Raw genomic sequence first — 24,778 nt, 5'->3', positions numbered from 1 at the left:
CTAGATCTCGTAGGGATTGGCAATCCCCAGAGCGGCCAAGATACGCACTTCGATGGCTTCCATCAACTGCGCGTCTGCGTCGCGGATGTGGTCATAGCCCAGAAGATGCAAAACGCCATGTATCACCAGATGTGTGACATGATCGTGAACGGATTTGCCCGCGGCCTCGGCCTCGCGCGCGCAGGTCTGAAAGGCAATCGCGATGTCGCCAAGGGAATCGCGCTCGCCCGGCACGAAGGGCTCGGGGAACCAGGGCTCCTCGCCGTCGTTTTCGGCCGCCAGATCCTGCGCGGGCCACGAAAGGACATTGGTGGGGGTGGGCTTGCCGCGGAACTCGGCGTTCAGATCGGCGATGCGGGCATCATCGCAGCCGATCAGGCTGATTTCCCAGGCCTCCGGGTCAAGCTCCTGATCGGTCAGCACGATCCGGGCCACGCGTTCCGAAAGCCCGGCAAGGTCGATCCCCTGCCAGGCCGCTTCCTCGATCAGACAATCAACCAGCGGTTCCTTCATCCGCCCGTTCATAAGCGCCAATGATCCGCGCCACAAGCGGGTGACGCACCACATCGGCGGCGGTGAAATAGTTGAAGGAAATCCCCTTCACCCCGCCCAGGATGCGTTCGGCATCGGCCAGCCCCGAGGCGGTGCCGCGCGGCAGGTCGATCTGCGTGCGATCGCCGGTGATCACCATGCGCGAGCCCTGCCCCAGACGGGTCAGGAACATCTTCATCTGCATCGTCGTGGCGTTCTGCGCCTCGTCCAGCACGACAAAGGCATTCGAGAGCGTGCGCCCCCGCATGAAGGCCAGCGGCGCGATTTCGATGCGCTTTTCCTCCATCAGCTTGGCCATCTGCTTGGCGGGCAGAAAGTCGTTCAGCGCGTCGTAAAGCGGCTGCATGTAGGGATCGACCTTGTCCTTCATGTCGCCGGGCAGAAAGCCCAGACGCTCGCCCGCCTCGACCGCGGGACGGCTCAGGATGATCTTGTCGACCAGCCCGCCGATCAGCATCGTCACGCCCACGGCGACGGCGAGATAGGTTTTCCCGGTGCCCGCCGGACCGATGCCGAAGGCCATCTCGTGCTCGAACAGCGACCGCACATAGGCCTTTTGCGCATCCGTGCGCGGCTCGACCTGCTTCTTGCGGGTGCGGATCTCGTATTTTCCGGCCGCGAACATCTCCAGCTGCTCATCGACGGAGACGCCGTCATGGCCCAGATCCGACATCCGGATCGCCGCGTCGATCTCGCCCGCGTCGATCGGCTTGCCCGCCTCCAGCCGGGCATAAAGCGCATTGAGCACCCCTCCGGCCAGCCCCTGCGCCTCGGCGGTGCCCACCACCGCCAGCTGATTGCCGCGGCGCAGGATATGAACCGAGAGCTTGTGCTCGATCTGCGCCAGATTGCGGTCGAATTCGCCGCAAAGGTCGATCAGCAACCGGTTGTCGGGATATTCGAGAAGCGTCTCGTAAGCGTCCTGCGTGCGAGGCGGGGGGGTGATCGCGCTAAAGCCCAATAACATCTCCCTTGGCTGGGTTGGTAAAGATATGGTGCACCCCACCCGGGCCCCACGCAAGCGCTGGTTTGCCCGAAACCGGCCCGCAGGGAAAAAATTCATCTGCGCGACATGAAAGCGGCCGCGCAGGGCATTGCGCGGCCGGGTTGCCCAAATTTCGGGCAGATGCTGATTTCCCGGTCAGAGATAGTCGGGAACCGGCGTGCCTTGCTTGAACGGGCCGACGGCGGTGTTCGGCGGCGCCGCGCCCGAGCAGATCGGCTTGCCGTAATCATCGACGCGCGCGCTCATGTAGCCCTCGACGCCGTCATCGATGATCCAGTGGTCGCAGCCCTCGGGATCGACCCAGACCCCGGCCTTGAGCGTGCTCAGATGGTGGGAATTGATGCCGCGATCGATCGACTTGTCGGGGCCATAGCTGTCGTCGCAGGCCGCGAGCGCCAGCGCCGCGACGCCCAGCAGCAGGAGTTTCTTGCCGTTCATGGTGATGCCCCTCACTTCACGCAGATCACTTCGACGCGGCGGTTTTGCGCCATGCCCGCGGCGGTGGCGTTGGTCGCTTTCGGCATCCGCTCGCCATACCAGTTCACCGCCAGCACCGGGGCGCCGACCTGTTGCGCCACGCCCGCCACGGCCTCGGCGCGGCCCTTGGACAGGCGCATGTTGTATTCATCCGAGGCGCGGCTGTCGGTGTGGCCGGTGATGATGAAGCTGCGCGCCTGCGCGGATTGGAAGAATTGCTGCAGGGTGCCGCGCCCCGAGGCGGTCAGCTTCGTGCTGTCGGTGGCGAAAAGCGTGTCGGTCTGCAGCACGCCGCAGACGTTGCGGTGGCAGACCGGGCGGCCGTCGCGGGTCTTGCGCGCGTCCATGTAGCCCTCGCTGCCGTCATCCATCGCCCAATGTTCGCAGCCGTCAGGGTCGATCCAGATCGCCGGAATGTAGGTCTCGGCCTGTTGCTGCGCCGCCACCGGGCCGACCGAAGCCGCCAGCGCCAAAGCCGCCGCCCCAAAGATCGCGACCACGGGTTTCCCCCCCAGGGTCAATCTTGTCATCCCCCACGCCTCCTAGAATGGCCGCCCCGGCCGGGCCGGGGCGTTAACGAATATGAACCACAGTAACAAAAGCTTGAGACAAGGAAAGGGCTTTCGCCCGGTTATTGTGGCCGTTCCGGGAACAAACCGGGGCGCAATGCGCGCGAATTGGGACAATTTCAGGGCAGATGCCGAAACTGCCCCGCAATCGGGAAAGCGTTTCCGAAGTGCCCCAACGGGTCAGAGCAATTCGCCCGCCAGCGAATTCGGCGCCGAGGCGGTGATTCTCACCTGAGCCAATGTGCCCGGGCCGATGCCCTCGGCCGTCACATGCACCGCATGCAGGTAATCCGACTTGCCGCCCCATTGCCCGGGCAGACGGCCGGGCTTTTCGAACAGCACGCCGACCGTGCGCCCGACCATCGAGAGCTGCGTGGCCTTTTGCTGCGCGGTGATCAGCGCCTGCAACTCCTGCAGCCGCGCATCCGCCACCTCGGCCGCGACCGGGGTGCGGCTGGCGGCGGGCGTGCCGGGACGCGGCGAATATTTGAACGAAAACGCCGCGCCAAAGCCCACCGCGCGGATCAGATCGAGGCTCGCCTGATGATCGGCCTCGGTCTCGCCGGGGAAGCCCGCGATGAAATCGGAGGACAGCACCAGATCGGGCCGCGCCGCGCGCAACCGCTCGATCAGCCGCAGATAGTCCTCGGCACTGTGCTTGCGGTTCATCGCCTTCAGGATCGCATCCGAGCCCGATTGCACCGGCAGATGCAGATAGGGCATCAGCTTCGGTTCCGCGCCATGCGCTTCGATCAGATCCTCGGCCATGTCGTTGGGGTGGCTCGTGGTGTAGCGGATGCGGTCGAGCCCGTCGATCCGGGCCAGCGCGCGCACCAGACGGCCCAGGCCCCACGCCCCCCCCTGACCTTCGCCGTGATAGCCGTTGACGTTCTGGCCAAGGAGCGTGATTTCCCGCACGCCCTTGGCCACCAGCTTTTCGGCTTCCGAGAGGATGCGGGCCACCGGACGCGAGATTTCAGCGCCGCGCGTATAGGGCACGACGCAGAAGGCGCAGAACTTGTCGCAGCCTTCCTGCACGGTCAGAAAGGCGGTGGGACGCGCCTGCACCGGGCGTTCGGGCAGACGCTCGAACTTGTCCTCGGCGGGGAATTCGGTGTCCACCGGGCGCTCGCCGCGCGCCACCGCCGCCACCATCTCGGGCAGGCGGTGGTAGTTCTGCGAGCCCACCACCAGATCGACCAGCGGCATCCGGCGCATGATCTCCGCGCCCTCGGCCTGCGCGACACAGCCTGCGACGCCGATCGTCAAACCCGGTTTCGCCTCCTTGAAGGGGCGCAGCCGGCCCAGATCGGAATAGACCTTTTCGGCGGCCTTCTCGCGGATGTGACAGGTGTTGAGCAGCACCATGTCCGCCTCGGCCGGATCGTCGGTCAGGGTATAGCCCTGCACGCCCATCGCCTCGGCCATGCGCTCGCTGTCATAGACGTTCATCTGACAGCCATAGGTCTTGATATGCAGCTTTTTCGGCGTGTCGGACATGGGGCCTCCCGGGGTTGGCGCCCGATACCGCAAACGGGCCGGTGCCGCAAGTTTTGCGGGGGGGACGGTGCCGCCGGAGCAGAAAAAAAGGGCCGGTTGCCCGGCCCCAAGTCAGCGATGAGAGAGTGCGGGGACGCTGGCCGACCACGATCTTACTTGGTCAGGATCAGCTTTCCCTGCCGCGTGATACGCAGCGTATAGGTTTGTCCGTCGAGATCGATCTGCGCCAGATTGCCGCCCCGGGTCAGGATGCGCGCATCATGGGCGGGCAGGACCGGGGTGGCGGTGCCCGACAGCGGAAGGCTCATGTTCATGCGCGCCCCTCCATCCGGTCCAGGATCGCCTCGTGGCGGTGGGCGTGATCCAGCCCGGTGCAAAGCGCGGTGACCAGATCGGAGAGCGAGAAGGAAACCTGCCCCCGGTCGTCGCGCGGCGGCGCGGCCGGACAGGTGCGGAAGGAAAGGGCAAGGGCCATGGGCAGATCCTCGGCGGGTTGCGATCAATGACCTAAACCTGACAGAAATGATTGGGTATGTAAAGTCCGAATCTTTTAGTCGGATACCCCCTGACGCAGCGGAGCCGCCACCACCTCTGCCACAGGATCGGGCAGCGGTTCCGGCAACGGTTGCGGGCGGCCGAAATGATAGCCCTGCGCGGTCTCGAAACCGAGCTCGCGCAGCAGATCGGCCGCCTCGGCGCTTTCCACCCCCTCGGCCACGGTGCGCAGACCAAGCGCCTGCGCCAGCATCACGATCGCCCGCAGGATCGGCGCGTTGCGCGCATCCGCCTGCAGCCCCAGCACGAAGGATTTCTCGATCTTCAGCCCGTCGATCGGCAGATCGCGCAGATGCGAGAGCGAGGCGAAGCCGGTGCCGAAATCATCCAGCATGATCCGCAATCCGGCGGCGCGCAGCCGCGCGAAACCCGCCACCAGCTCGGGGGTGCGCTGATCGACCAGCACGGTCTCGACGATCTCCAGCTCGAGCTGCGTCGGCGCCACCCCGGCCCGCGCCAGCGCGCGCAGCAGATGCGTGGCGAAATCGCCCCGCCGCAGGCTGTGCTCCGAGACATTCACCGCCACCCGGCCCAACCCCAACCCCGTCCCCGACCCGGCGCGGCGCAGATCGGCCAGCACCCGGCGCAGCACCGCGGCATCGAGCAGCGCGGCGCATTCGGGATCGTCCAGCGCCTCGGCCCAATCCCCGGGGCCGCTGATCTGCCCGGCCCGGTCGAAGATCCGCACCAGCGCCTCGTGACCATCCGGGGCGCCATCGGCCAGCCGCAGCTTCGGCTGATACCAGACCCGGATCCGGTCCTCCTGCACCGCGTCGCGCACGCAGCCGATGGCCCGGTGCCGCGCGCCGACCCGCGCCAGCATCGCACCGCGCAGGAAATCGGCGCCGCCGCCCGCGCGCTTGACCTCGCTCAGCGCCTCCTTGGCACGGGCAAACAACGCCTCGGGGGCGCGGCCATCCTCGGGAAAGGCCGCAAGCCCCATCGCCGCGCGCAGCCGTACCGCCCCGCCGACCCCGGCCAGCGGCGCATCAAGCGCCGCCGAAGCCGCCGCCGCCAGCCCCCGCGCCGCCGCATCGGGGTCGGCAGCAGGCAGCAGCAGCGCGAATTCGTCACCCACCAGCCGGGCGGCGAACCCCTCCTCGGGCAGCAAGGCCGCCAGCCGTCCGCCGATCTCCTGCAGCATCGCATCGGCGCGATCCGCCCCGAACCGATGGTTCACCGCGCCGAAATCCGCGATGTCGATCAAGACCAGCGCCAGCGGCGCGGCCGCGGCACAGGCCGCGCGCAGGTGGCTGCGGAAATGATGCCGGTTCGCCAGCCCGGTCAGATCGTCGACATGCGCCATCCGCCACAGCCGCTGCCGGTCGTCATGCGCCCGGGTGATGTCGCAGACCACGCCCTGCACCCGCTCGACCCGGCCCCGCGCCCAAAGCGGCTCGCAAAACAGCCGGATCTGCCGCAGCGCGCCATCGGGGGTGCGGATCCCGGCCTCCAGATCCAGCGGCTGGCGCAGTGCCTCGGGCGCGGCAAGACAGGCGCGCAGCTGCCCGCGCAGCGGCTCCGAGATCAGCCGGTCGAGCAGCGTGTCAAGCCCATCCGCGGGGCCGGGGCGCAGCCCGAGAATGTCGAACATCCGGTCCGAGCCCTGCAGCCGGTCCTGCGCCGGATCCCAGGACCAGGCGCCCACCTCGGCCATGCGTTCGATCTGCGCCAGCCAATGCGCGCGGGTCTGCGCCTGCGCCACCTCGCGCGCCTGATCCTCCTCGAAGACATGCCGCCGCTCGGCCTCGAACAGCACCAGCGCGCAGCCCCCGCCCGCGGTCTGCCGCGCCGACACCAGACAGCGCCGGGTGCCGCCGCAGCGGTCGGGCAGCGCCAGCGACACCTCGTCCAGCCGCCCGTTCAGCCGCAATTGCGGCGCAAGATGCGTCGTCCAGAACAGCCGCCCCGCCGACGACAGCAGCCCCGCCAGATCGAGCCTGCCGATCACCTCGGCGGCGGGGCGGCCGATCCAGTCGCACAGCGTCGCATTCGCGCTTTCGATGCGCCCGGCCGGATCCAGCTGCAAAAGCCCGCAGGGCGCGGCCCGCGCCGCGGCGCCGTCCTGTGTCGCAAGATCGCGGGCGGCAAGATCGGGGGCCGCCAGATCGGGGGTCGGCATCCGGTGCGCCGAAACGGGCTTTGGCGGCGGCGACGGGCACATAGCGGATCAGGCCTGCGGCGGGGGCGTGTCAAAGGCGGCCCGCAGCGCTGCCACCACCGCCTGCGGATGGCTGATATGCGGGCAATGGCCGGAACTGGCGAGCCGCACCAGCCGACTGCCCGGGATCGCCCGATGCACGAAGGCCACCGCGGGGTCGGGCGCGATCGGATCGTCGGGCGATTGCAGGATCAGCACCGGCACCCGCAGCCGCGGCAAGAGCGCGCGGGTGTCGGAAAAGAAGGTGGCGCGGGCGAAGGCCGAGGCGATCTCGGGGTCGTTGCGCTGCAGACGCCGGGCGAAGTCCCGCGCCAGATCCGGCCGATCGGGGTTGCCGGTGGCGACCGGCGCGAAACTGGCGGCCCAGCCGATGAAATTGCGGTCCATCAGGGTCAGCAGATCCTCGACCGTGTCGCGGCTGAAGCCGCCGTGATAGCCGTCCTCGTCCAGATAGCAGGCCGAGGGGCCGATCATCACCAGCTCGGCGAAAAGATCGGGCCGCTCCAGCGCCGCCAGCGCGCCGATCATCGAGGAGACGGAATGGCCGACGAAGCGCACCGGCCCCAGATCGAGCCGTGTCAGCAGACGGACGACATCCTCGGCATAGCCCTGCAGACGGGCGTGGCGCTGGCGGTCATAAAGCCTCGGATCGGCCAGGCCGCAGCCTGCGTGATCGAACAGCACCACCCGATGCCGCAGCGCCAGCGGCGGCGCAACGTCTTTCCAGACCGTCTGGTCACAGCCGTAGCCATGCGCCAGAACCACCGGCGCGCCCTGCCCGCCAAGCATGCAAAGGTTGCAATCCAGGCTGTCAAGCATCCGCCCTGCCCCCGAAAGTTGAATCGATCCTGCTGCAAACATAAGTCTAGCGGTCAAAATTCGTTCTGCAAACCTTGCCGCGCGAAAATCTTTGCAATCCGCGCGTGTTCCGGTTTGTCTTGACGTGAACTGCGGGGGCGCGAACGGGGGGCGGATGCGGATCGGAATCTTGGGGACGGGCGCGATCGCCGAGGCGGTGGTACGGGGGATCGCTGCCGACGGGCACGAGATCACCGTCTCCGACCGCAGCGCGACCCGGGCGGCGGCGCTGGCGCGCGATGTCGTGGGGCTGCGCGTGGCGTCCAATCAGGCGGTGCTGGAGGCCGCCGATGTGGTGATCCTCGGCCTGGTCGCCGGGGTGGCGGGCGCGGTCCTGCCGGGGCTGCGGTTCCGGCCCGGGCAGCGGGTGATCTCGCTGATGGCGGGGGCGGGGCTGGCCGAGGTCGCCGCCTGGGTGGCCCCGGCCCGGGCCGAGGCGGTGATGCTGCCCTATCCCGCCATCGCCACCGGCGGATCGCCGATCCTGGCCTTTGGCGAGACCGGGCTGATCACCGCGCTGTTCGGCGCGCGCAACCGGATTTTCGCGCGCGCCTCCGAGGCGGAGCTGGCCGATTTTCTGGTGGCGCAGGCGGTGCTGTCGCCGCTGGCACTGGCGCTGGCGGACACCGCGGCCTGGCTGGCCCCGCGCATCAGCGACCCCGCCGCGGCCGAGGTCTTCCTGCGCGATCTGGTCGCCACCAGCCTGGCCGCCGGTCCGCTGCGCGATCTTCTGGCCGCGCTCGACACCGAAGGCGGCTACAACCGGCGGCTGCGCCAGCACATGGAGCGCGCCGGGATGACGCGGGATCTGCGCGCCGGGCTGGACCGTCTGGCGGACCCTTGAGGGTGGGGCTTTCATGTCGGGCCCCTGCCCCGTCCGCCCCGGCCAAGCCCGCTTGCATTTGCCCGCGCCATCCGCGACGTTGCGCAAAAAGGGACCAGAGGCATGGACTACGCTTCCCAGACCGACTTCCTGAGCATGGCGCGCGAGGTTCTGGCCAAGGGGCCGGTGGCGGTGATCCTGGCCGAGGATCTGGTCGAGGTGGAAAGCACGCTGCGCCACCATCTCAAGCTCGGCTTTCGCACGCTGATCCTGTGCGCCCCCACGGCGCTGCGCCTGCCCGACGATCTGGCGGCGCAGGTCCATCGCATTCCCTGGATCGCCGATCACCCCGAGGCCTTTGTTGACGCGCTCAATCCGCTGATCGCCGCCGCGCCGGAGGGCACCTGGTTCTATTACGGCTTCAACGCCGAATATCTGTTCTTTCCCTTCTGCGAGACCCGCTCGATCCGGGAAATGCTGGCCTTCCACACCGAGGAACGCCGCTTCGGCATGCTGAGCTACGTGATCGACCTTTATGCCGCCGATCTGGACAAGAACCCCGACGGGGTGAACCTGGCCGAGGCGATGCTCGACCGCACCGGCTATTATGCGCTTGGCCGCCCCGATCCCGACAATCCGGGCCGCCCGCGCGAACGGCAGCTGGATTTCTTTGGCGGGCTGCGCTGGCGGTTTGACGAGCATATCCCCCCGGCGCGGCGCAAGATCGACCGGATCGCGCTGTTTCGCACCGCCCCGGGGCTTCGGCTGCGCGCCGATCACACGCTCTCGGACGAGGAGAGGAACACCTATGCCTGCCCCTGGCACCACAATCTGACGGCGGCGATCGCGTCCTTCCGGGTGGCGAAGGCGCTCAAGCGCAATCCGGGGTCGACCTATGACATTTCAACGTTCCGCTGGCACAATTCGGTGCCCTTCGCGTGGTCCAGCCGTCAGTTGCTGGATCTGGGGCTGATGGAACCCGGGCAGTGGTTCTGAGCGGCTCGGGGTCTCTGTGCTGGTCCCTCAAACTTGCCGCAAGGGCAGGAAACGCCGCAAATTGACACTTGCAGCCGCCGCAGTCGCGCGCTGAGCGATTCCTGAGCCGTTTCACGCGGTTTTCAGACGATTTCGGCCAGATCCCCTTCCTCCCCTCCGGCCAGAAGCTGGTGGCCGATGACGACCAACCCGGGCTCTACCTGAAGGTGGGCAAGACCGCCAAGAGTTGGGTAGTCCAGACAGAGGTGCGGGTGCTGGACGACAAGATGAAGCCTAGCGGATGCAGAGTTGAACGGGGCGACGTGGCACCTTTCAGCGGCGCGCACCAAGAACGGGCGGGCGCATGACGTGCCGTTGAGCGAAGCCGTGCTTGGTGTTCTGGGGACGATTGACCGGATCGCAGATAAGGACGGCAAACTTCGCTACCTTTTCACGACCACCGGGAACACTCCGATCAGCGGCTTTCACAAAGCCCGCGCCAAGATCGCGGCCGAGATGGAAAAGGCGGCCGCGAAAGAGCGCGATGAGCCCGTCACCATTCCGCATTGGACCTTTCATGACCTGCGCCGCACCGCCGCAACCGGGATGGCCCGCTTGTCGATCACTACGCTTGCGGAACTGCTTCCTCTGGTCGAGGGCGCAAAGTCGTGCAGGGAGTTCGGGTTCGTGATCCTGGCCTGTGTCCCGGGTGCCAGGCTTCGAAGAATGCTGGCACGGGAAGCTCGGGACGAGCTTTGGCCGCGCTGGTCTCGGCCGCCGATGGCGAGATCGAAGACAGCGAGGTTGGCGCGATCCTGGACGCCCTCAGCAACCACGCCACGCTTTCGGCGGCATTCAAGGCGCCCGAGATCGAGGCCGCGCTGAACAAGCAGTTGGCTCGGGCAAAAGGCGGCATGGCGGGCAAGCTGGCCCTCAAGCGCGAGATCGCCGAGATGAAAGACAAGAACACGCACGACGAGCTGGAAATGGCCTTCGTGATCGCGATCGACGTTTCGCTCTCGGACGGCGAAATGGAGCCCGCCGAGAAGAAGGTGCTCGACGACCTCGGCAAGTCGCTGGGCTTCTCGCTGGCGAGCTACCTCTGATGCGTCCGCTGGTGGTTTGGGCCACTGGCCTGCTTGCCGTTTTTGCTGTCATCGTCGGACAGCTGGTGTTGACCATCTGCATCGCCCCCGCTGAACGTCAGGCGAAGATCATCGCCCGCGAGATCGGTCGCCAGCTTCGCCGCACGGACCTCGTGATCACGCGGTCAACCCTGACAGAACTCGAAATGTCGAACGGCGCGCGGGTCGTCGCGCTGCCGTCCACGTCTGACACCATTCGGGGTTTTCCGTCTGTGTCGTTGCTGATCATCGACGAGTGCGCCTTCCTGAAAGGCGACGACGACGAGGAAACGCGCGGCGAGACGTTGATCTCGGGCGTTTTGCCGATGTTGACGACGCAGGGGCAAGTGTTTTTCAGCAGCACGCCCGCAGGCAAACAGAACTATTTTGCGAAGCTGTTCCTCGACGCGAAACCCGATGATGGCATCCACCGCATTGTCGTGAAAGGAACGGCCATTCCGCGACTGGCCGAAAAGGTAGAGCGGATGCGCCGCACCCTGTCTGCGACGAAGTTTCGCCAAGAAATCGAAGTCGAAATGCTGGCCGATGGCGCAAGCTATTTCGATCTTTCAATCATCGAACAAGCCACAAGCACGGAGAGCGCAATATGTCCTCGTCTATAGACCTCGTTTTCATGCCCGATGGGCGCGTTGTGAATGACACGCACCAAGACCCCGCAATCCCGCGCGTGACGGGTTTTCAGAACTATTGGGTTGCTGCTGACCTCGGGCAGGCGCACGACTATTCGGCTGTCTGCGTGATCAAGGATCAGGCGTTGCCCACGGTGGACGAGGGGCGTGTGATCGTCGGCTCGCGCGAACGGACAGTCGTTTTCGCTGACCGCTTCCGTGGGGTCAGCTATGTTGACGTGGTGGACCATCTGATCCGCCTCAAGAACGTGCCGCCGTTCGGCGGCAAGTCGAACCTCGTGATTGACGGCACGTCCATCGGGCGTGTCGTCTCGGACATGCTGCACGAGCAGAACGTGCCGCACTTCGCCATTCAGATGACGGGCGGGCAGGAGTGGACGAAGAAGGGCCGCTACGTCAACGCGGGCAAGACGGCCATGATCGAGACCCTTGCCGTGATGTTCGCCGCAGGCGAGATCAAATTCGCCCACGACTGCCCCCTGCGTGCCGAGATCGAGGCCGATCTCGCATCCTTCACGACGCAGACGACGGCGGCTGGCAATCAGATCATCACACAAGGGCGCAACGGGTCTGGCCACGGTGATCTCGGGATTGCGCTGATCGTCGGCGGCTTTGCCTCGCAGCACCTCAAGCCGCAGCGGATGGAGGTTGCGCACCTGAGCGGGTATTACTGACAGCGCCGCAGCGCGGGCGGGGTAGCAGGCGCGTCTTGCGATTGCGACCTATCAGGGTAGGGCGCAAGCCGCGACCGCCTTCGCTGACGCGCTTTTCAGCCTATACTTGGGAAGGCAAACGCTAACTTAAGCAACAACCGACACCGGAAGTTCATCCCATGTTCTTCCATCAAGTGTCCGTCCAGACTTTTTCTTATTCACACCGCCCCACTGTTTGAAGTGGAACGCAACGCCGCTGCTGATGCATTGATCCCGGATTGACCGAACCCATTCAGGCTGCATATCACGCGCAGCAGGCCCGCTCTCGCCGCCTGCAATCGCCCAGTCAATCCCTTTCAAGTTCAATGCTCCAAGATCGCCGAGAAGGGGTTCAAGAGACAAGAACTTTACTTTGGCGGGTGTTTTTCTAAGGTTTTCGATCCTAAACTTGTAATCTTCTGACTCAACGCTAACACCCATCCAGATATTTGGCGTCCAATCGAGGTATGGAGCAACTTCGACAAGTTGCTCCGATCTTTTGGTAAGGACTTGAAATGTATGATGCGGGCAATCGCGCATTACTGCAAAAACCTGTTGGATGAAAGATAGCGGGACATCTTCATGGAAAAGGTCAGACATCGAGTTGACGAATATCATGCGTCCGACCTTCCACCCAAGAGGGATACGAAGCGAAGATTCATCCAGACGGATCAATCCGTTCCATTTTGGCCTGCCTCCACTAGTGCGAGTGAGGCCAGAATACTTGTCCTGCCCCATCGCCTCAAGCCGACGAGCCATTCTCATAGCGTAGCAGTTTGTGCATCCCGGTGAGACAATAGAGCATCCAGCAACCGGATTCCATGTCGCCTCTGTCCATTCAATTCGTGAGTTTGTTCCCATTATCCTGCCGCCTCTAGAAAAGTCACTAACAAGCGATCAGCGAAAGAATTCTTGCGCCTTTTCTTCCCCTCAGGGTCTGTTACTTTGATTTTGTCAGCTTCTTCGAGTTTTCCCAATACTTCCTTATAGTGTCTGCTGAGATAGGGGCGTCCGACGCTATGCTGGCAATAGATGTCACGCATTGAAATTGTCTGCCCCGAGAATGCTCTTGTTAGCATGTCACCAAGTTCGTCGAGCGGTCGTTGAAATTCGAAAAGAAACGGCATCGTCTCGTCTGCGGGAGAGTAGGCGAAGGAAGAAACGCCTTGCTCTTCGGTCGAGCTTTCCTTTGCCATAATCTCCTTCATGACTTCATACCCTTTGAAGCTCTTCGAGACAAAAACGAGATGATGCGTCAGGCGTCCTTCCTGATTTTTGAACCGGAATGGGAGGACGAAAGCAGCGCCCATTTCAATTAGTGCATTGGACAATTCCTCGAGAACCATTTCTTGCCGATGGGCTGGCTTCGCATTCTCGACTTTCCCTCGAAGACTTTCCGCGCGCTCGACCCCAAACAAAGCGTCAAGGTGCGACTTTACCATCGGATTGGATAGCCCGGCGTTTATGCGGTTGTAGTTAAAGAAGAAGACGCAATCGCAACCCCAGTCCTTGATCACTCCGTTGATTAGTTTAAGCGATAACCCCTTATATCCAAATGGGTCAAAGAAAGTGAATGACGGAATGATTTTCGTTTCTGAGAAGTAGGCTTCCGCATCAGCACCAACCTCATTGCAGTTCACGATTGGTTTGTGCTTAAGCTTCTCAATACCCGGCAGTGCCGCAATTTCTTGCTCCAAAGTCTTGGAGTTGTTTTGATCGCGGTCATTGAATAAGGCAACCAAGGCTTTTCTAATAGGTTCACTTTCAATTGCCTTCTCCAGAACCAATAGCGGTGTTGAAGCGGCTCCATCCTTGTATCGCCCGGGTCCCGCATAGAGGTCGATGTATGCAATTTTCGCATCACCAAACTTGGCCGCTGCTGCGACAATGATGTTCGCCCACGCAACAAAATACTTCTGGACAATTCGTGCTTTCACGACTGACTGATCGCCGCGCTCTTCAAAAAACTGCTTTGTCATAACCACCTTACTCCTTCGCATCGCCACACGCGATGGTAGAGCGCCACACTTAACCTTGACAATAGAACATTGAGGGAACAAAGGGAAGATGTCATTCCGTCTGGTCTGACATGCCAGACACACGCGATACCGGCTCGGTTCCCGGCGCGGGCGTGGTTGTGTTTTGGCGAGTTTTGCAGACATATGGTGACAGAACAAACTTTCGGCAGAGGCCCATGAACCAGCTTTCCATCTTCGATCAGGACCAGTTCGCGGCGACGGCTGAGACCTTCATCGACGACCTTCGGGCGTTCGATGAGTTTGGCCAGCGCACCGTGACTGAGACCGTGGAAGGCATCCCTTACCTGATCAACGAGTTCTGGACGGCTGGGCAGCGCCAAGCGCACTCGATCCACGAGGTGTCCTATCGGGCCTGCTTCAAGGCACAGTTGCCCGAGTTCTTCATCAATCGGCTGACCAAGCCGGGGGACGTGGTGTTCGACCCGTTCATGGGGCGGGGCACGACGCCTGTGCAGGCGGCGCTGATGGGCCGTCAGGCCTTCGGCAATGACATCAACCCGCTGTCGGTCCTGCTGACCCGTCCCCGGCTTCGCCCGATCACCTTGCAGGCTGTCGCGGCGGCGTTGCAAACCGTTGATTGGTCACGCGGTGAGATTGAGCGAGAAGACTTGCTTGCCTTCTACCACCCCGAAACGCTCAGAAAGTTGGAGGCGCTACGCTTGTGGCTTGCCGAACGTGCCCCGCTTGGTGGCGAGAGTGTTGACCCGGTGGCCGACTGGATTCGGATGGTGGCGATCAATCGCCTCTCTGGCCACTCTCCGGGCTTCTTCTCTGGCCGGTCGATGCCGCCGAACCAAGCCGTGTCGGTCAAGGCGCAACTCAAGATCAACGAGAAGCTCGGCGTTTCGCCGCCAGATCGCGACGTGGCCGCTGTGATCCTCAAGAAGTCTAAGACCCTGCTCAAGGACGGCTGTGCCCCTAGCCAGGTGCGTTCAGGCCTTCACACCGGCGCTGCGTGGGACTTGCGCGGCATCGCTGATGCTTCGGTCGATCTCACCGTCACGTCGCCGCCGTTCCTCGACATCGTGCATTATGCTGCCGACAATTGGCTGCGCTGCTGGTTCGCGGGCATAGACCCGGAAACCGTCGCCATCGACATGCACCGCACCGAGGAGGCGTGGACCGCGATGGTGCATCGCGTCCTAGCCGAACAAGCCCGCATCCTGCGCCCCAGTGGCTATGTCGCCTTTGAGGTTGGAGAGGTGCGCAATGGCAAGGTGCTGCTCGAACGGCTCGTCTGGAAGGCGGCGGAGGGCCTGCCGTTCAACCGGCTGGGCGTGATGGTGAACGATCAGGAGTTCACCAAGACGGCCAACTGCTGGGGCGTTGACAACGGCGCGAAGGGCACCAATACCAACCGGATCGTGCTGCTCCAGCGAGATTGAGTTAATTCATCTCGCTCAAGTGGTTTCCGAAGATCGACTTCAGTTGGTTTTCCCAACCGCCATTGCCGTAGTCGTAAGCATAGCGGCAGATTTTACCGCGATCCTCGTCGGTCAGATCAATTCGCCCGGTTTGTTGGTCGAGTTTGCCTTGGAGGTATTGAAGCAGACTCTGAAACCCACCTTGGCCGACTGTGGGTTGCATCAGGCGAGCAATTTCGACCGCGTCGAGGATAACTCTTTTCAACTCAAATCTCCAAGGGTTTACTAGGCGTCGCGAATAGGGGACAACGCTCTCATAGCAACTGTGAGGGCATTGTGGAAAGACGTTTTCAACTTCGCTGGGATGAGGAAGAGCTTGCCCGCGCGTTCCGGGTGACGCCCAAGGATGTCCGCGAATACCTGACCGATGGGCGGCGCGTCTCGTTCATCATCGAGCGGCGTCTGATGTGGGAGAATCCGGGCTGGAAGCTGGCTCCGTCAGAGGGCGCTGGCTACGATCTGCTAGACCCAGAGGGTGGCATGTGGGAGGTGCGTTCGATCACGCGGCAGGGGGTGTATTTCAACCCGAGCAATCAGGTCGGGTCTGGCAGGGTGTTCAATGAGGAAGGCTTCCAAGCCAAGTTGTCGGGCATCAAGGGCTTCATCCTGTCCGACATCGTGGGCTTTCCTGTCGTCGATGTCTTCGTCGTGCCGGTGGACAACGTGCTGCGCTGGCACCGCGGGCGCGCTCTCGGCAGCAACGCAAAAATCTCGCGGGACAAGTTTCTTAACATTCTGGCACGCGACATTCGCCACGAATGACTGACCCGAAAGCGAAGTATCGCCGGAAGAACCGGGCTTTGCTTGCCTACAAGCAGGCTTTGCGCCGGGCGGGGCCTGCTGCCCCGCCTTGGCTTATCCCTGAGCAGCACGCGCAGATTCTTGCGGTCTATCAGGAGGCGCAGGCATGGACCGAGCAGACAGGAATCAAGCACAGCGTTGACCACTTGGTGCCCCTAAAGGCCCAAAGCCACGGCATACACTACCCTCGGCGGCGTGCAATCGCTCAACATCATCTCGGAAAGCGGCCTGTATGCGCTCGCGCTTCGGTCCAACAAGCCCGAGGCGAAAGCCTTCCGCAAATGGGTCACGGCGACCGTGCTGCCGACGATCCGCAAGACCGGCTCTTATGTGCGCGGCGAGGAAGCCTTTGACGTGACCACCGAGGAGGGCCTAGCCGCTGCAACGATGCACGTCATGGCTGCCCTGCAAGCGAAAGCGGACGGGTTCAAGGCGATGTATGAGGCCGCCAAGCCCAAGGCCGACGCCTTCGCGGTCATCGAAGAGGCCACGGGGTCTATGACCGTCACCGAGGCCGCCAAGGCGCTGAAAGCAAAGCGGGTGGACCTCTACGGCTTCCTTGAACATCGGAAGTGGGTCACGAAGGGCAAGGGGCGTCAGGCCACGGCATACGCCCTGCGCACCGGCTATATGGACACACGGACCCACACGGACACCCGAGGGCGCGTCCACACGACCCCCGTGGTGACGCCTAAGGGCCTCGCCTATCTTGCCCAGATCAAGGCCCAGCAGCGGGCCTAGACGGGCACGGCATGGGCACCTGATCGGGGATGGGAGGAGGGGTTGACAGAGCAGGTTCGCACCCTCCGGGCACCTGCGAAGCAATTACGACACACCATAGGAGAGGGCCCCCTTTACATGCTAATAAACATGCATGGGATGCCCAAAGTGAGCGGCTAGGTTAGGGCACGTTAAGCGTCCCGTCAGTGCCTCCCGCTCATCCCTCCTCCCCTCCGACAACGCAAAGAGGCTCCTTTCGGGGCCTCTGCATGTTTTCGTCAGTGAGCCGCTTACGGCTGATCCTCGGCACCGTCCGCCTCGACTGCGGGCAAGCCCAGCGCCTTGCGCATCGCCTTCGTGGTCTGCCGCAGCTTCGCCACCTCGCCCCCATACACCCGGTCCCCCACACTCCCGAGGGCGTGACCAAGGATCAGGTTTTGCTCCAGTGTCGCCACCTCGGCCAGAATGAGGGCGTCCTTCATGTTGTGCCGCAGCGAATGGACAACGTGCTTGGGGTCTTTGGTCACGGTGCGCAGGTGCTTCATCAACGACGCTGAGGCCGCGTCAGCGCCCCGCTCAGACGCATAGGCGGGGAACAGTAGGTTGCCCTGCCGGGGCAGCTTAAGGGCCTCCTTGGCGGCTTCCAGCGCGTCACCGGCAAGGGGAACGGACCGGCGAGAGGCTTCGGTCTTGAGCCGCCTGTTCTCGTGCCATGTGACCTTGATATGCGGGAACTCCCCGCCCGTCACCACGTCCTCGACCCGCAGCCCTGTGACCTCGGCAAGGCGGCATCCGGTCCCCTCAAGGATGCGCCAGATCAGCACCAAATCGGCCTTAGCGTGGCCCACGATCCGCTCGCGGACCTTCCGCAGCACCGTTGCCGGAAGGGGGTCACGTTTCTCACCGTCCGACGCACGGCCCCGCACGGTGCCCAGAGTGAGCTTGTTAAACGGGTTCTGAAAGGTCGCAGGAAGGGGCAACTCAGTGGCCGCGAAGTTGATCACGGCTTTCAGCCCGTTCATGTCTCGCGCCACCGACGCCGGGCTGATCTTCTCGCCGTTGTCCTTGAACCGGGACAGCATGTAGTCGCGGACCCTGCGGGCATCATCGCGCGTCAGGTCCACAAGGACCGGATCAGACCCGAGGGCCGCGCGGACGTGGCCAACGATCCGCTCGACCTGCCCAGCAAACCGCGCCAGTGCATCCCCTGCTTCGCCGCTCTTGGCCCGTTCTTCGAGATAGAGCCGCTTCGCGTCTTCGAGTGTCGCGGCGGGTGCGGGGTAGCGCTTCGGCCCGAGGCGCAAAAGGTTGATCGTGTGGCGCTCCACAGGGGGCACCCCGATAGGCTCAAAGTGGTCTTGCGGGAAGCTATCCGCCAGCGAGGCAGCTTCAAGCGCGAGGTCTTCCTCGGTCGCGCCGCGCTCGATCAGGTCAGCCCGACGCCGCAGCGCTTCGACATAGGCTTCCCGGTCTGACGCCTCAGACGACGACGCAGCCGCAGCCCCGGCAAGCCGCCGCTTGGCCTCGGCAATCTCACGCTCAACTTCGGCATGGTAGCGGGGATAGGCGGCCAGAGCGGCCTTCTCAGAATCACCCAGCTTGCGCTTGAACTCGCGCTTGGTGATTACGGACGCGACCTCTTTGGGAACTCTCCGGCGATATTGCCAGCTTCCCGCTTTGGTGCGCTCTACATGCTTCAAGACCAGTCCCATGTGTGCCTCGCGTGTGCCGCAATGTGCACCGAGAGGGACGCAAAGTCACGGAAATCCTTGATATTCAGGACTTCTAGTTGGGATATTGGCTCCGGCGGTAGGGATCGAACCTACGACCAATTGATTAACAGTCAACTGCTCTACCGCTGAGCTACGCCGGAACACGAGGGGGTGTATAGCGGCGGCTGAATCGGGGTGCAAGGGGGGGCGACGTTTTTTTCTCCACCCCGAAACTTGTCTCCGCAACCGCCCCTCTCGTCGGTGCCGGGGCGAGAACGGGCGGTTCCAGCGTTATTACGCAGGGCGACAGGGCCGTCGGACCTGCCCCCAACCGCCTGCCCGCGACGTCAGATCGAAAACGGCGACGCGACTGTTCACGAAAACGTTTGCTTTCCGGGCGCCCCCCCGTGGGCGCGGCGCAGCGGGAATCGTCTCGAAACGCGGCCGCGCCCGCCAGGCTTTACCCGGTACCCCCCCGTCGGGCGGCCCGTTCGACCAACGGAGGACCGGCTCCGCCCCGTCCCGACCTCGCCCCAACCGCCCCCCGACAAAAGCTGAGCCAAACACTCATATTTATTTCTTGACGGATTTAGTCATGCATGCCATCCCGATCCAGCCCGATACCGGGCGACATGACCTTTCCAGCCCCGGAGGCCCTGCCATGACCCTTTCCCCGCGCGCCCTGCTTCTGACCTCGGCCCTGCTTGCCCCCCTGCCCCTCGCGGCGGCCGAGCTCAATCTTTACACCTCGCGCGAGCCGAAGCTGGTCGAGCCGTTGCTGACGGCCTTCACCGCCGAGACCGGGATCACCGTCACCACCGTCTTCCTGAAGGACGGCCTGGCCGAACGCGTCGCGGCCGAGGGCGCGGCCTCGCCCGCCGATGTGCTGATGGCGGTCGATGCCGGCAACATGGCCGATCTGGCCGCCAAGGGCCTGACGCAAGCCATTGACTCCGAAGCCGTTTTGGCCGCGGTGCCGAAAGAGCTGCGCGACCCGGAAAACCAGTGGGTGGCGCTGTCGATGCGGGCGCGCGTCGTCTATGCCGCCAAGGATCTGGGCCTGAGCGCGATCACCTATGAAGAGCTCGCCGATCCGAAATGGGCGGGCAAGATCTGCATCCGCTCGGGCCAGCACCCCTATAACACCGGGCTTTTCGCCGCCTATCTGGCGCATCACGGAACCGCTGCGACCGAGACCTGGCTGACCGGGCTCAAGGCCAATCTGGCGCGCAAGCCCGGCGGCGGCGACCGCGACGGCGCCAAGGACATCCTGGGCGGTATCTGCGACATCGCGGTGGCGAATTCCTATTACGTCGGGCTGATGCGGACGAACGAGAAAGAGCCCGAGCAGAAAGCCTGGGGCGAGGCGATCACCGTGCTTTTGCCCACCTTCAAGGACGGCGGCACGCATGTGAACATCTCGGGCGCGGCGATTGCGAAACATGCCCCGCACAAGGCCGAGGCGGTGCAGCTGCTCGAATACCTCACCTCGGATGCGGCGCAAAAACTCTATGCCGAGGCGAATTTCGAATATCCGGTCAAGGCCGGGGCCGAGCTTTCGCCGATCGTGGCCGGTTTCGGGCCGCTCTCTGTTGATCCGCTGCCGCTGACCGAGGTGGTGAAGGCCCGCAAGGAGGCAAGCGCGCTCGTCGACAAGGTCGGCTTCGACAACTGAGCCCGGCCATGGCCGTGACCGATCTGAACCCGCGCCTGCCCGGGCGCCTGCGCACCCGCCCCCTCATGGGGGGCGGGTCGCCTTGGCTTTGGGCGGCGGGCGGCATCGCCGCGCTGGTGCTGGCGCCGGTGGCGGCGCTGCTCTGGCAGGCGGCGCAGGGCTCGAACGGGCTTTGGAACCATCTGTGGGCCTATGTGCTGGCCCCCGCGCTGGGGCAGACGGCGCTGCTTCTGGCCGGGGTCGGGCTCGTCGTCACGGTTCTGGGCACCGCTTTGGCCTGGCTGGTGGCGGCGCATGCGTTTCCGGGCCGCAGGCTGCTTGACTGGGCGCTGCTGCTGCCGCTGGCCGTGCCAAGCTACATCATCGCCTTCGTCTATCTGGAGGTGACGCATCCGCTCGGCCCGCTGCAAGACGGGCTGCGGGCGCTTTTGGGCTACACCTCGCCACGGGAGTTCCGGCTGCCCGACATCCGCTCCCTGCCGGGGGCGATTTTCCTTTTGGGGCTGGTGCTTTACCCCTATGTCTACCTGCCGGTGCGGGCGATGTTCGCGATGCAGGCGGCGGGGCTTTTGGAGGCCGGGCGGATGCTGGGCTGCACGCGGCGGGGGCTGCTGTGGCGGCTGGCGCTGCCGCTGGCCCGTCCGGCGATCGCGGCGGGGGCGAGCCTGGCGCTGATGGAGACGCTCAACGACATCGGCGCGGCCGAGTTTCTGGGCGTGCGCACCCTGACGGTGTCGATTTATGCGACCTGGGTCACGCGCTCGGATCTGCCCGGGGCGGCGCAGATCGCGCTCGTCATGCTGGCGGTGGTGGCGGCGCTGGTGGCGCTGGAACGCTTCGCGCGGCGCAGGCAGCGCTTTGCGGGCGGGGCGCAACGGATGCGCCCGCTGGTGCCGGTGCGGCTGACGGGGCTGCGCGGCTGGGCGGCGCTGGGGCTGGGGCTGGTGCCGGTCCTGCTGGGCTTTGGCGTGCCGCTGGCCTGGCTTTTGTCCGAGGCCGTGACGCGGATCGCCGAGACCGGGATTTCCGCGCAGCTGCGCGCCGAGATGCGGGCGACGCTGCTGCTGGCGACGGCGGCGACGGTGGCAGTCGTGGCGGGGGGGCTGGTGGTGGCGCTGACGGCGCGGCTTTGCCCCGGCGGGCCCGGCGCAGTGATCGGGCGGCTGGCAAGCCTTGGCTATGCGATGCCCGGAACCGTGGTGGCGCTGGGTGTGCTGGTGCCGGTGGGGGCGCTGGACCGGCTGCTCGACGCGGGCGCGCGGGCGGTTCTGGGTCAGGGCACCGGGCTGGTGCTGATCGGCTCGGGGCTGGCTTTGGGCTATGCGTATCTGGTGCGGTTTCTGGCGATCGCGGTGGGCGGCTGTGAAAGCGGTCTGGCGCAGATCCCGTCTTCGCTCGATCAGGCGGCGCGCAGCCTTGGCCATGGTCCGGCGGCGAGCCTGCGCCGGTTGCATCTGCCGTTGCTGCGCCCGGCCCTGATCGCCGCCGCGCTGCTGGTCTTTGTCGACACGATGAAGGAACTTTCGGCCACGCTGCTTTTGCGCCCGCTGGGGGTCGAGACGCTCGCCACCCATCTTTATGGCGAAGCGGCGCGGGGCAGCCATGAAGACGGCGCCATCGCGGGCCTTGCCATCGTCGCCGTGGGCATCCTGCCGGTGATCGCGCTGTCGCGGCTGGCGCAGCGGCGGGGGATCTAGTCGGCGCGGGCGAAGACCGCGGTCACCGCCAGACCCGGATCCGCCACCACCCGGCCCTGCGCCACCAGCGCCACCAGATGCGCGAAAAGATTGCGCGAAGCCGCCCGGTGCAGGGCCGCGGGCGTCTCGGCATAGACCCGCGCGGTCAGCGTGGGCAGCGTCGCAGGCCCCGCGTCCAGGGCCTGCAGGATCTGCGCCGTGCGGGCCTGCCGATGCGCCGCAAGCGCGGCCAGCCGCGCCGCGGGATCGGGCACCGGATCGCCATGGCCCGGATAGAACACCCGCGCCCCCTGCCCCGCCAGCCGGTCGAGCGCGGCGAAATAGGCCTGCAGATCGCCATCGGGCGGCGAGATCAGCGTCGTCGACCAGCCCATCACCACATCGGCGGTAAACACCGCATCCCCCATCGCGAAGCACAGGTGATTGCCGAAATGCCCCGGCGTGTGCAGCGCCGTCACCGACCAGTCGCCCATCGCCAGCGTCTCGCCATCGGAAAGCGTCTCATCGGGGCGAAACCCCGCATCCACCCCCTCGCCGCCGCCCGCCAGCCCCGCTTCGGCCAGCGCCCGCATCGGCGCCGAGCGCCCCGCCGCCGCATCACCAAAAGCGAAGATCGGCGCCCCGGTCAGATCGGCCAGCGGCCGCGCCGCCTCGGAATGATCCAGATGCGCATGGCTGACCAGAATCGCCGCCACCCGCTCGCCCGGGGCCAGATGATCGAGCAGCGCGCGCAGATGCCCCGGATCGGCGGGCCCGGGGTCGAGCACCGCCACCTCCCCCCGGCCCAGCACGTAAGAACAGGTGCCCCGATGCGTCAGCGCCGAGGGATTGGGCGCCACAAGCCGCCGCACGCCCGGTTCCAGATCCTTCATCCCTCTTTCCCTCTGCCGCCATCAGGGCTAGGTTGTGGCATGGATTTCGCCTGGCTCAAACACTTCCTGCCGCGCGGGCTTTACGGCCGGGCCGCGCTGATCCTGATCTTGCCGGTCGTCACCATCCAGCTGGTCGTCTCGGTCGTGTTCATCCAGCGCCATTTCGAACGCGTGACCGAGCAGATGACCACCTCGATGCTGCGCGAGATCGCGCTGGTGGTCGAGCGCGCCGAGACCGCCGAAACCGGGGCAAAGGCCGCGACGCGGATGGCGGAGCTGGCGCAGGCGCTGGATCTGCGGCTGGAGCTGCCCGCGCCCCGGCCCGTTCCCGCCACAGACCGGCGCGAGATCACCGATTTCACCGGGCTGACCGTGCAATCGACGCTGCGCGCGGGCCTGCCGGGGATGATCGCGCTGGATCTGACCGCGGGCGGGCGGGTGCAGCTTTGGGTCGCGACCCGGCACGGGCCGCTTTACATCGGCTTTCCGCGGATCTGGGTCTCGGCCGCGAACCCGCATCAGCTGCTGGTGCTGATGGTTTTCGTCTCGGTGCTGATGACGCTGATCGCGTTCTTGTTCCTGCGCAACCAGTTGCGGCCGATCCAGCGGCTGGCCCGCGCCGCCGAGGCTTTCGGCAAGGGCCAGATCGCGCCCTATCGCCCCACCGGCGCGCTGGAGGTGCGGGCGGCGGGCAAGGCGTTTCTGGAGATGCGCGACCGGATCGAGCGGCAGACCGAAAGCCGCCGCCTGATGCTGTCGGGGATCAGCCACGATCTGCGCACGCCCCTGACGCGGCTCAGGCTGGGTCTCTCGATGCTGCCCGAAGAGCCCGAGACCGAAGCCGAGATCGCCGCGATGGCGCGCGACGTGACCGAGATGGGCAAGATGATCGACGCCTTCCTGAATGTCGCGCGCGAGGAGGCGATGGCGGGCGAGCCCGAGCCGGTGGAGATCTGCGCCTTTGTCGCGCAGGTGGTGGAGGACGCGGTCCGCGCCGGGCAGCCGGTGCAGCTGGTGGCCTGCCCCGAAGCGCCGGTGCAGACGGTGCTGCGCCCCGATGCGCTGCGCCGGGCCCTGGAAAACCTGATCGGCAATGCGGTGCGCTATGGCACCCGGGCCGAGGTTTCGGTGACGGTGCGCCCGCGCAGCCTGCGTCTGCTGGTCGAGGATGACGGCCCCGGCATCCCGGCCGAGCGGCGCGAAGAGGCGATGCGGCCCTTTACCCGGCTTGATCCTGCGCGCAATCAGGACCGTGGTCAGGGCGTCGGGCTGGGGCTGGCGATCGCCGCCGACATCGCCCGCGGCCATGGCGGCAGCCTGAGCCTGCTGGAAGGCAAGCGTCTGGGCGGGCTGGCGGCGGAACTGATCCTGCCGCTCTGACGTTGCCGTTCCGGGACGGGTCTCAGAAGATCAGCACGAAGACACCGATCCAGACCCCGGCCCCCGCAAGCACCATGGGCAGGATCCACCAGCCAGAGGTTGTTTCGATCGGCCGGACCTCGGTCGCGACGTCCCGCGACGGATCAAGACCCGGCTTCGCTGTTGTGTCCACCGCTGTGCTCCTTCACGTCGGACCTGGGGTCCTGCAACTGCAGGATGCGCGCGAAGTCTTAACGAAACCTTAACAGCCCCGGGCCCGCGGAGCTTGGGCAAGGGATTGGGGGCAAGGTTTGGCGCACCGCCTCTTGCGCGCCGGGTTTCGGCACCGATGATCCCCCCTTCCGCGGCCTCTCTCCCAGATGCAAAAGGTCAGACGACAATGGCAAAAGTTTGTCGGGCATATGAACCAAGCTTCGCTTGCAGCACGGGGCATTCTGCCGCAGTGTGAAGACTTGATGACGGCGGCGCGGGCTGTCGGTTCGGTGCAGTTGAACTGTGCCTCACCCCCCCCTAGAT

General features: G+C 65.1%; 26 protein-coding genes, 1 tRNA gene and 1 pseudogene. 12 read left to right on the top strand and 16 right to left on the bottom strand.

The features are described 5' to 3' along the window. The 9 genes from ybeY to LY44_RS11535 all read right to left on the bottom strand — a co-directional run bounded on the left by ybeY (nt 1) and on the right by LY44_RS11535 (nt 7,639). On the bottom strand, nt 1-513 hold the full coding sequence (gene ybeY, locus LY44_RS11570) for an rRNA maturation RNase YbeY (protein WP_055209983.1): 513 nt from the start codon (nt 511-513) through the stop codon (nt 1-3). Next, nucleotides 494-1,519: a PhoH family protein gene (locus LY44_RS11565; RefSeq protein WP_055209981.1), complete on the bottom strand. Its 1,026-nt coding sequence runs from the start codon at nt 1,517-1,519 to the stop codon at nt 494-496. Before LY44_RS11565 ends, ybeY begins: the two co-directional genes overlap by 20 nt. Before the next feature lie 174 nt (nt 1,520-1,693). Next, nucleotides 1,694-1,996, bottom strand: a complete 303-nt coding sequence (locus tag LY44_RS11560; RefSeq protein WP_055209979.1) for a hypothetical protein — start codon at nt 1,994-1,996, stop codon at nt 1,694-1,696. A gap of 11 nt (nt 1,997-2,007) precedes the next feature. Continuing rightward, nucleotides 2,008-2,565: an OmpA family protein gene (locus tag LY44_RS11555; RefSeq protein WP_111396018.1), complete on the bottom strand. Its 558-nt coding sequence runs from the start codon at nt 2,563-2,565 to the stop codon at nt 2,008-2,010. Nucleotides 2,566-2,784: 219 nt separating this feature from the next. Then, nucleotides 2,785-4,104: a tRNA (N6-isopentenyl adenosine(37)-C2)-methylthiotransferase MiaB gene (miaB, locus tag LY44_RS11550; protein ID WP_055209977.1), complete on the bottom strand. Its 1,320-nt coding sequence runs from the start codon at nt 4,102-4,104 to the stop codon at nt 2,785-2,787. 152 nt (nt 4,105-4,256) lie between these two features. Further along, entirely contained in the window at nt 4,257-4,418 is a 162-nt protein-coding gene (gene hemP / locus LY44_RS11545; RefSeq protein WP_074555411.1) for a hemin uptake protein HemP, read from the bottom strand. After that, nucleotides 4,415-4,579 (bottom strand): hypothetical protein, encoded by a 165-nt coding sequence (locus LY44_RS17965; RefSeq protein WP_160320014.1) that lies wholly within the window; start codon nt 4,577-4,579, stop codon nt 4,415-4,417. Before LY44_RS17965 ends, hemP begins: the two co-directional genes overlap by 4 nt. 75 nt (nt 4,580-4,654) lie before the next feature. Continuing rightward, on the bottom strand, nt 4,655-6,781 hold the full coding sequence (locus tag LY44_RS11540; protein WP_055209975.1) for an EAL domain-containing protein: 2,127 nt from the start codon (nt 6,779-6,781) through the stop codon (nt 4,655-4,657). Between the two features lie 48 nt (nt 6,782-6,829). Then, nucleotides 6,830-7,639 carry an alpha/beta fold hydrolase gene (locus LY44_RS11535; protein WP_055209973.1) on the bottom strand — a complete coding sequence of 270 codons (810 nt, stop codon included), beginning with the start codon at nt 7,637-7,639 and terminating at the stop codon, nt 6,830-6,832. 154 nt (nt 7,640-7,793) lie between these two features. Here LY44_RS11535 and LY44_RS11530 point away from each other — a divergent pair, with 154 nt between their 5' ends. The 6 genes and pseudogenes from LY44_RS11530 (at nt 7,794) to LY44_RS11505 (ending at nt 11,924) form a co-directional block, all read left to right on the top strand. Then, nucleotides 7,794-8,522 (top strand): NAD(P)-binding domain-containing protein, encoded by a 729-nt coding sequence (locus tag LY44_RS11530; RefSeq protein ID WP_055209971.1) that lies wholly within the window; start codon nt 7,794-7,796, stop codon nt 8,520-8,522. Nucleotides 8,523-8,624: 102 nt separating this feature from the next. Next, the gene (locus LY44_RS11525; protein ID WP_055209970.1) at nt 8,625-9,497 is read left to right on the top strand and encodes a glycosyltransferase family protein; all 873 of its coding nucleotides are present in this window, start codon (nt 8,625-8,627) and stop codon (nt 9,495-9,497) included. 288 nt (nt 9,498-9,785) lie between these two features. Continuing rightward, a pseudogene (locus LY44_RS11520) lies at nt 9,786-10,037 on the top strand (tyrosine-type recombinase/integrase); the annotation flags it as partial. 194 nt (nt 10,038-10,231) lie between these two features. Beyond that, nucleotides 10,232-10,582, top strand: a complete 351-nt coding sequence (locus LY44_RS11515) for a tellurite resistance TerB family protein (protein WP_055209966.1) — start codon at nt 10,232-10,234, stop codon at nt 10,580-10,582. After that, a complete protein-coding gene (locus tag LY44_RS11510; protein ID WP_223230685.1) occupies nt 10,582-11,223 on the top strand; it encodes a terminase large subunit domain-containing protein in 642 nt (213 codons plus the stop codon). Before LY44_RS11515 ends, LY44_RS11510 begins: the two co-directional genes overlap by 1 nt. Before the next feature lie 29 nt (nt 11,224-11,252). Further along, entirely contained in the window at nt 11,253-11,924 is a 672-nt protein-coding gene (locus LY44_RS11505) for a hypothetical protein (protein WP_223230686.1), read from the top strand. 126 nt (nt 11,925-12,050) lie between these two features. On the opposite strand, the gene LY44_RS11500 is transcribed toward LY44_RS11505, so the two are convergent. Together LY44_RS11500 and LY44_RS11495 are read right to left on the bottom strand one after the other, a co-directional pair. After that, nucleotides 12,051-12,803, bottom strand: a complete 753-nt coding sequence (locus LY44_RS11500) for a DUF5131 family protein (protein WP_081024361.1) — start codon at nt 12,801-12,803, stop codon at nt 12,051-12,053. Beyond that, nucleotides 12,803-13,921, bottom strand: coding sequence for a three-Cys-motif partner protein TcmP (locus tag LY44_RS11495; RefSeq protein WP_081024359.1), 1,119 nt, complete (start codon nt 13,919-13,921; stop codon nt 12,803-12,805). The genes LY44_RS11500 and LY44_RS11495 overlap by 1 nt, the downstream gene beginning before the upstream one ends. 215 nt (nt 13,922-14,136) lie before the next feature. Here LY44_RS11495 and LY44_RS11490 point away from each other — a divergent pair, with 215 nt between their 5' ends. Then, nucleotides 14,137-15,366 (top strand): DNA methyltransferase, encoded by a 1,230-nt coding sequence (locus LY44_RS11490; protein WP_055209962.1) that lies wholly within the window; start codon nt 14,137-14,139, stop codon nt 15,364-15,366. A gap of 1 nt (nt 15,367) precedes the next feature. Here LY44_RS11490 and LY44_RS11485 read toward each other — a convergent pair whose 3' ends face one another. Beyond that, entirely contained in the window at nt 15,368-15,610 is a 243-nt protein-coding gene (locus LY44_RS11485) for a hypothetical protein (RefSeq protein ID WP_201778584.1), read from the bottom strand. A gap of 71 nt (nt 15,611-15,681) precedes the next feature. On the opposite strand from LY44_RS11485, the gene LY44_RS11480 reads away from it, so the two are divergent. Both LY44_RS11480 and LY44_RS11475 read left to right on the top strand, forming a co-directional pair. After that, entirely contained in the window at nt 15,682-16,167 is a 486-nt protein-coding gene (locus tag LY44_RS11480) for a hypothetical protein (RefSeq protein WP_055209960.1), read from the top strand. 234 nt (nt 16,168-16,401) lie between these two features. Beyond that, a complete protein-coding gene (locus LY44_RS11475) occupies nt 16,402-16,947 on the top strand; it encodes a phage antirepressor KilAC domain-containing protein (protein WP_055209958.1) in 546 nt (181 codons plus the stop codon). Between the two features lie 269 nt (nt 16,948-17,216). Here the strand turns inward: LY44_RS11475 and LY44_RS11470 are convergent, their stop codons facing one another. Continuing rightward, complete coding sequence (locus LY44_RS11470; RefSeq protein ID WP_055209957.1) at nt 17,217-18,638, bottom strand: tyrosine-type recombinase/integrase; 1,422 nt, start codon at nt 18,636-18,638, stop codon at nt 17,217-17,219. An 86-nt stretch (nt 18,639-18,724) separates the two neighbouring features. Beyond that, nucleotides 18,725-18,799 (bottom strand) — tRNA-Asn (locus LY44_RS11465). A gap of 500 nt (nt 18,800-19,299) precedes the next feature. Here LY44_RS11465 and LY44_RS11460 point away from each other — a divergent pair. Continuing rightward, a complete protein-coding gene (locus tag LY44_RS11460; RefSeq protein ID WP_055209956.1) occupies nt 19,300-20,313 on the top strand; it encodes an extracellular solute-binding protein in 1,014 nt (337 codons plus the stop codon). 8 nt (nt 20,314-20,321) lie between these two features. Continuing rightward, entirely contained in the window at nt 20,322-22,010 is a 1,689-nt protein-coding gene (locus LY44_RS11455; protein ID WP_055209955.1) for an ABC transporter permease, read from the top strand. On the opposite strand, the gene LY44_RS11450 is transcribed toward LY44_RS11455, so the two are convergent. Next, a complete protein-coding gene (locus tag LY44_RS11450; RefSeq protein ID WP_055209954.1) occupies nt 22,007-22,882 on the bottom strand; it encodes an MBL fold metallo-hydrolase in 876 nt (291 codons plus the stop codon). The genes LY44_RS11455 and LY44_RS11450 overlap by 4 nt on opposite strands. Nucleotides 22,883-22,921: 39 nt before the next feature. Between LY44_RS11450 and LY44_RS11445 the strand changes: the two genes are divergently transcribed. Further along, nucleotides 22,922-24,262 carry an ATP-binding protein gene (locus LY44_RS11445; RefSeq protein ID WP_055209953.1) on the top strand — a complete coding sequence of 447 codons (1,341 nt, stop codon included), beginning with the start codon at nt 22,922-22,924 and terminating at the stop codon, nt 24,260-24,262. Between the two features lie 22 nt (nt 24,263-24,284). On the opposite strand, the gene LY44_RS17960 is transcribed toward LY44_RS11445, so the two are convergent. Beyond that, entirely contained in the window at nt 24,285-24,434 is a 150-nt protein-coding gene (locus LY44_RS17960) for a hypothetical protein (protein WP_160320013.1), read from the bottom strand. Nucleotides 24,435-24,778 lie beyond the last annotated feature (344 nt).

This window comes from Rhodobacter capsulatus, assembly GCF_003254295.1.
In the GTDB taxonomy this organism is placed as follows: domain Bacteria; phylum Pseudomonadota; class Alphaproteobacteria; order Rhodobacterales; family Rhodobacteraceae; genus Rhodobacter; species Rhodobacter capsulatus.
Note: the sequence above shows the minus strand (reverse complement) of the source record. Positions and strands in the feature narration are given on the sequence as shown.

What these genes read in the sequence shown, in the direction of transcription:
- LY44_RS11555 (WP_111396018.1), bottom strand. Translation starts at nt 2,565, where the DNA reads ATGACAAGATTGACCCTGGGGGGGAAACCCGTGGTCGCGATCTTTGGG.
- LY44_RS11455 (WP_055209955.1), top strand. Translation starts at nt 20,322, where the DNA reads ATGGCCGTGACCGATCTGAACCCGCGCCTGCCCGGGCGCCTGCGCACC.
- LY44_RS11530 (WP_055209971.1), top strand. Translation starts at nt 7,794, where the DNA reads ATGCGGATCGGAATCTTGGGGACGGGCGCGATCGCCGAGGCGGTGGTA.
- LY44_RS11495 (WP_081024359.1), bottom strand. Translation starts at nt 13,921, where the DNA reads ATGACAAAGCAGTTTTTTGAAGAGCGCGGCGATCAGTCAGTCGTGAAA.
- hemP (WP_074555411.1), bottom strand. Translation starts at nt 4,418, where the DNA reads ATGAACATGAGCCTTCCGCTGTCGGGCACCGCCACCCCGGTCCTGCCC.
- LY44_RS11510 (WP_223230685.1), top strand. Translation starts at nt 10,582, where the DNA reads ATGCGTCCGCTGGTGGTTTGGGCCACTGGCCTGCTTGCCGTTTTTGCT.
- LY44_RS11565 (WP_055209981.1), bottom strand. Translation starts at nt 1,519, where the DNA reads ATGTTATTGGGCTTTAGCGCGATCACCCCCCCGCCTCGCACGCAGGAC.
- ybeY (WP_055209983.1), bottom strand. Translation starts at nt 513, where the DNA reads ATGAAGGAACCGCTGGTTGATTGTCTGATCGAGGAAGCGGCCTGGCAG.
- LY44_RS11470 (WP_055209957.1), bottom strand. Translation starts at nt 18,638, where the DNA reads ATGGGACTGGTCTTGAAGCATGTAGAGCGCACCAAAGCGGGAAGCTGG.
- LY44_RS11560 (WP_055209979.1), bottom strand. Translation starts at nt 1,996, where the DNA reads ATGAACGGCAAGAAACTCCTGCTGCTGGGCGTCGCGGCGCTGGCGCTC.
- LY44_RS11500 (WP_081024361.1), bottom strand. Translation starts at nt 12,803, where the DNA reads ATGGGAACAAACTCACGAATTGAATGGACAGAGGCGACATGGAATCCG.
- LY44_RS11535 (WP_055209973.1), bottom strand. Translation starts at nt 7,639, where the DNA reads ATGCTTGACAGCCTGGATTGCAACCTTTGCATGCTTGGCGGGCAGGGC.
- LY44_RS11450 (WP_055209954.1), bottom strand. Translation starts at nt 22,882, where the DNA reads ATGAAGGATCTGGAACCGGGCGTGCGGCGGCTTGTGGCGCCCAATCCC.
- LY44_RS11540 (WP_055209975.1), bottom strand. Translation starts at nt 6,781, where the DNA reads ATGCCGACCCCCGATCTGGCGGCCCCCGATCTTGCCGCCCGCGATCTT.
- LY44_RS11445 (WP_055209953.1), top strand. Translation starts at nt 22,922, where the DNA reads ATGGATTTCGCCTGGCTCAAACACTTCCTGCCGCGCGGGCTTTACGGC.
- LY44_RS11460 (WP_055209956.1), top strand. Translation starts at nt 19,300, where the DNA reads ATGACCCTTTCCCCGCGCGCCCTGCTTCTGACCTCGGCCCTGCTTGCC.
- LY44_RS11490 (WP_055209962.1), top strand. Translation starts at nt 14,137, where the DNA reads ATGAACCAGCTTTCCATCTTCGATCAGGACCAGTTCGCGGCGACGGCT.
- miaB (WP_055209977.1), bottom strand. Translation starts at nt 4,104, where the DNA reads ATGTCCGACACGCCGAAAAAGCTGCATATCAAGACCTATGGCTGTCAG.
- LY44_RS17965 (WP_160320014.1), bottom strand. Translation starts at nt 4,579, where the DNA reads ATGGCCCTTGCCCTTTCCTTCCGCACCTGTCCGGCCGCGCCGCCGCGC.
- LY44_RS11525 (WP_055209970.1), top strand. Translation starts at nt 8,625, where the DNA reads ATGGACTACGCTTCCCAGACCGACTTCCTGAGCATGGCGCGCGAGGTT.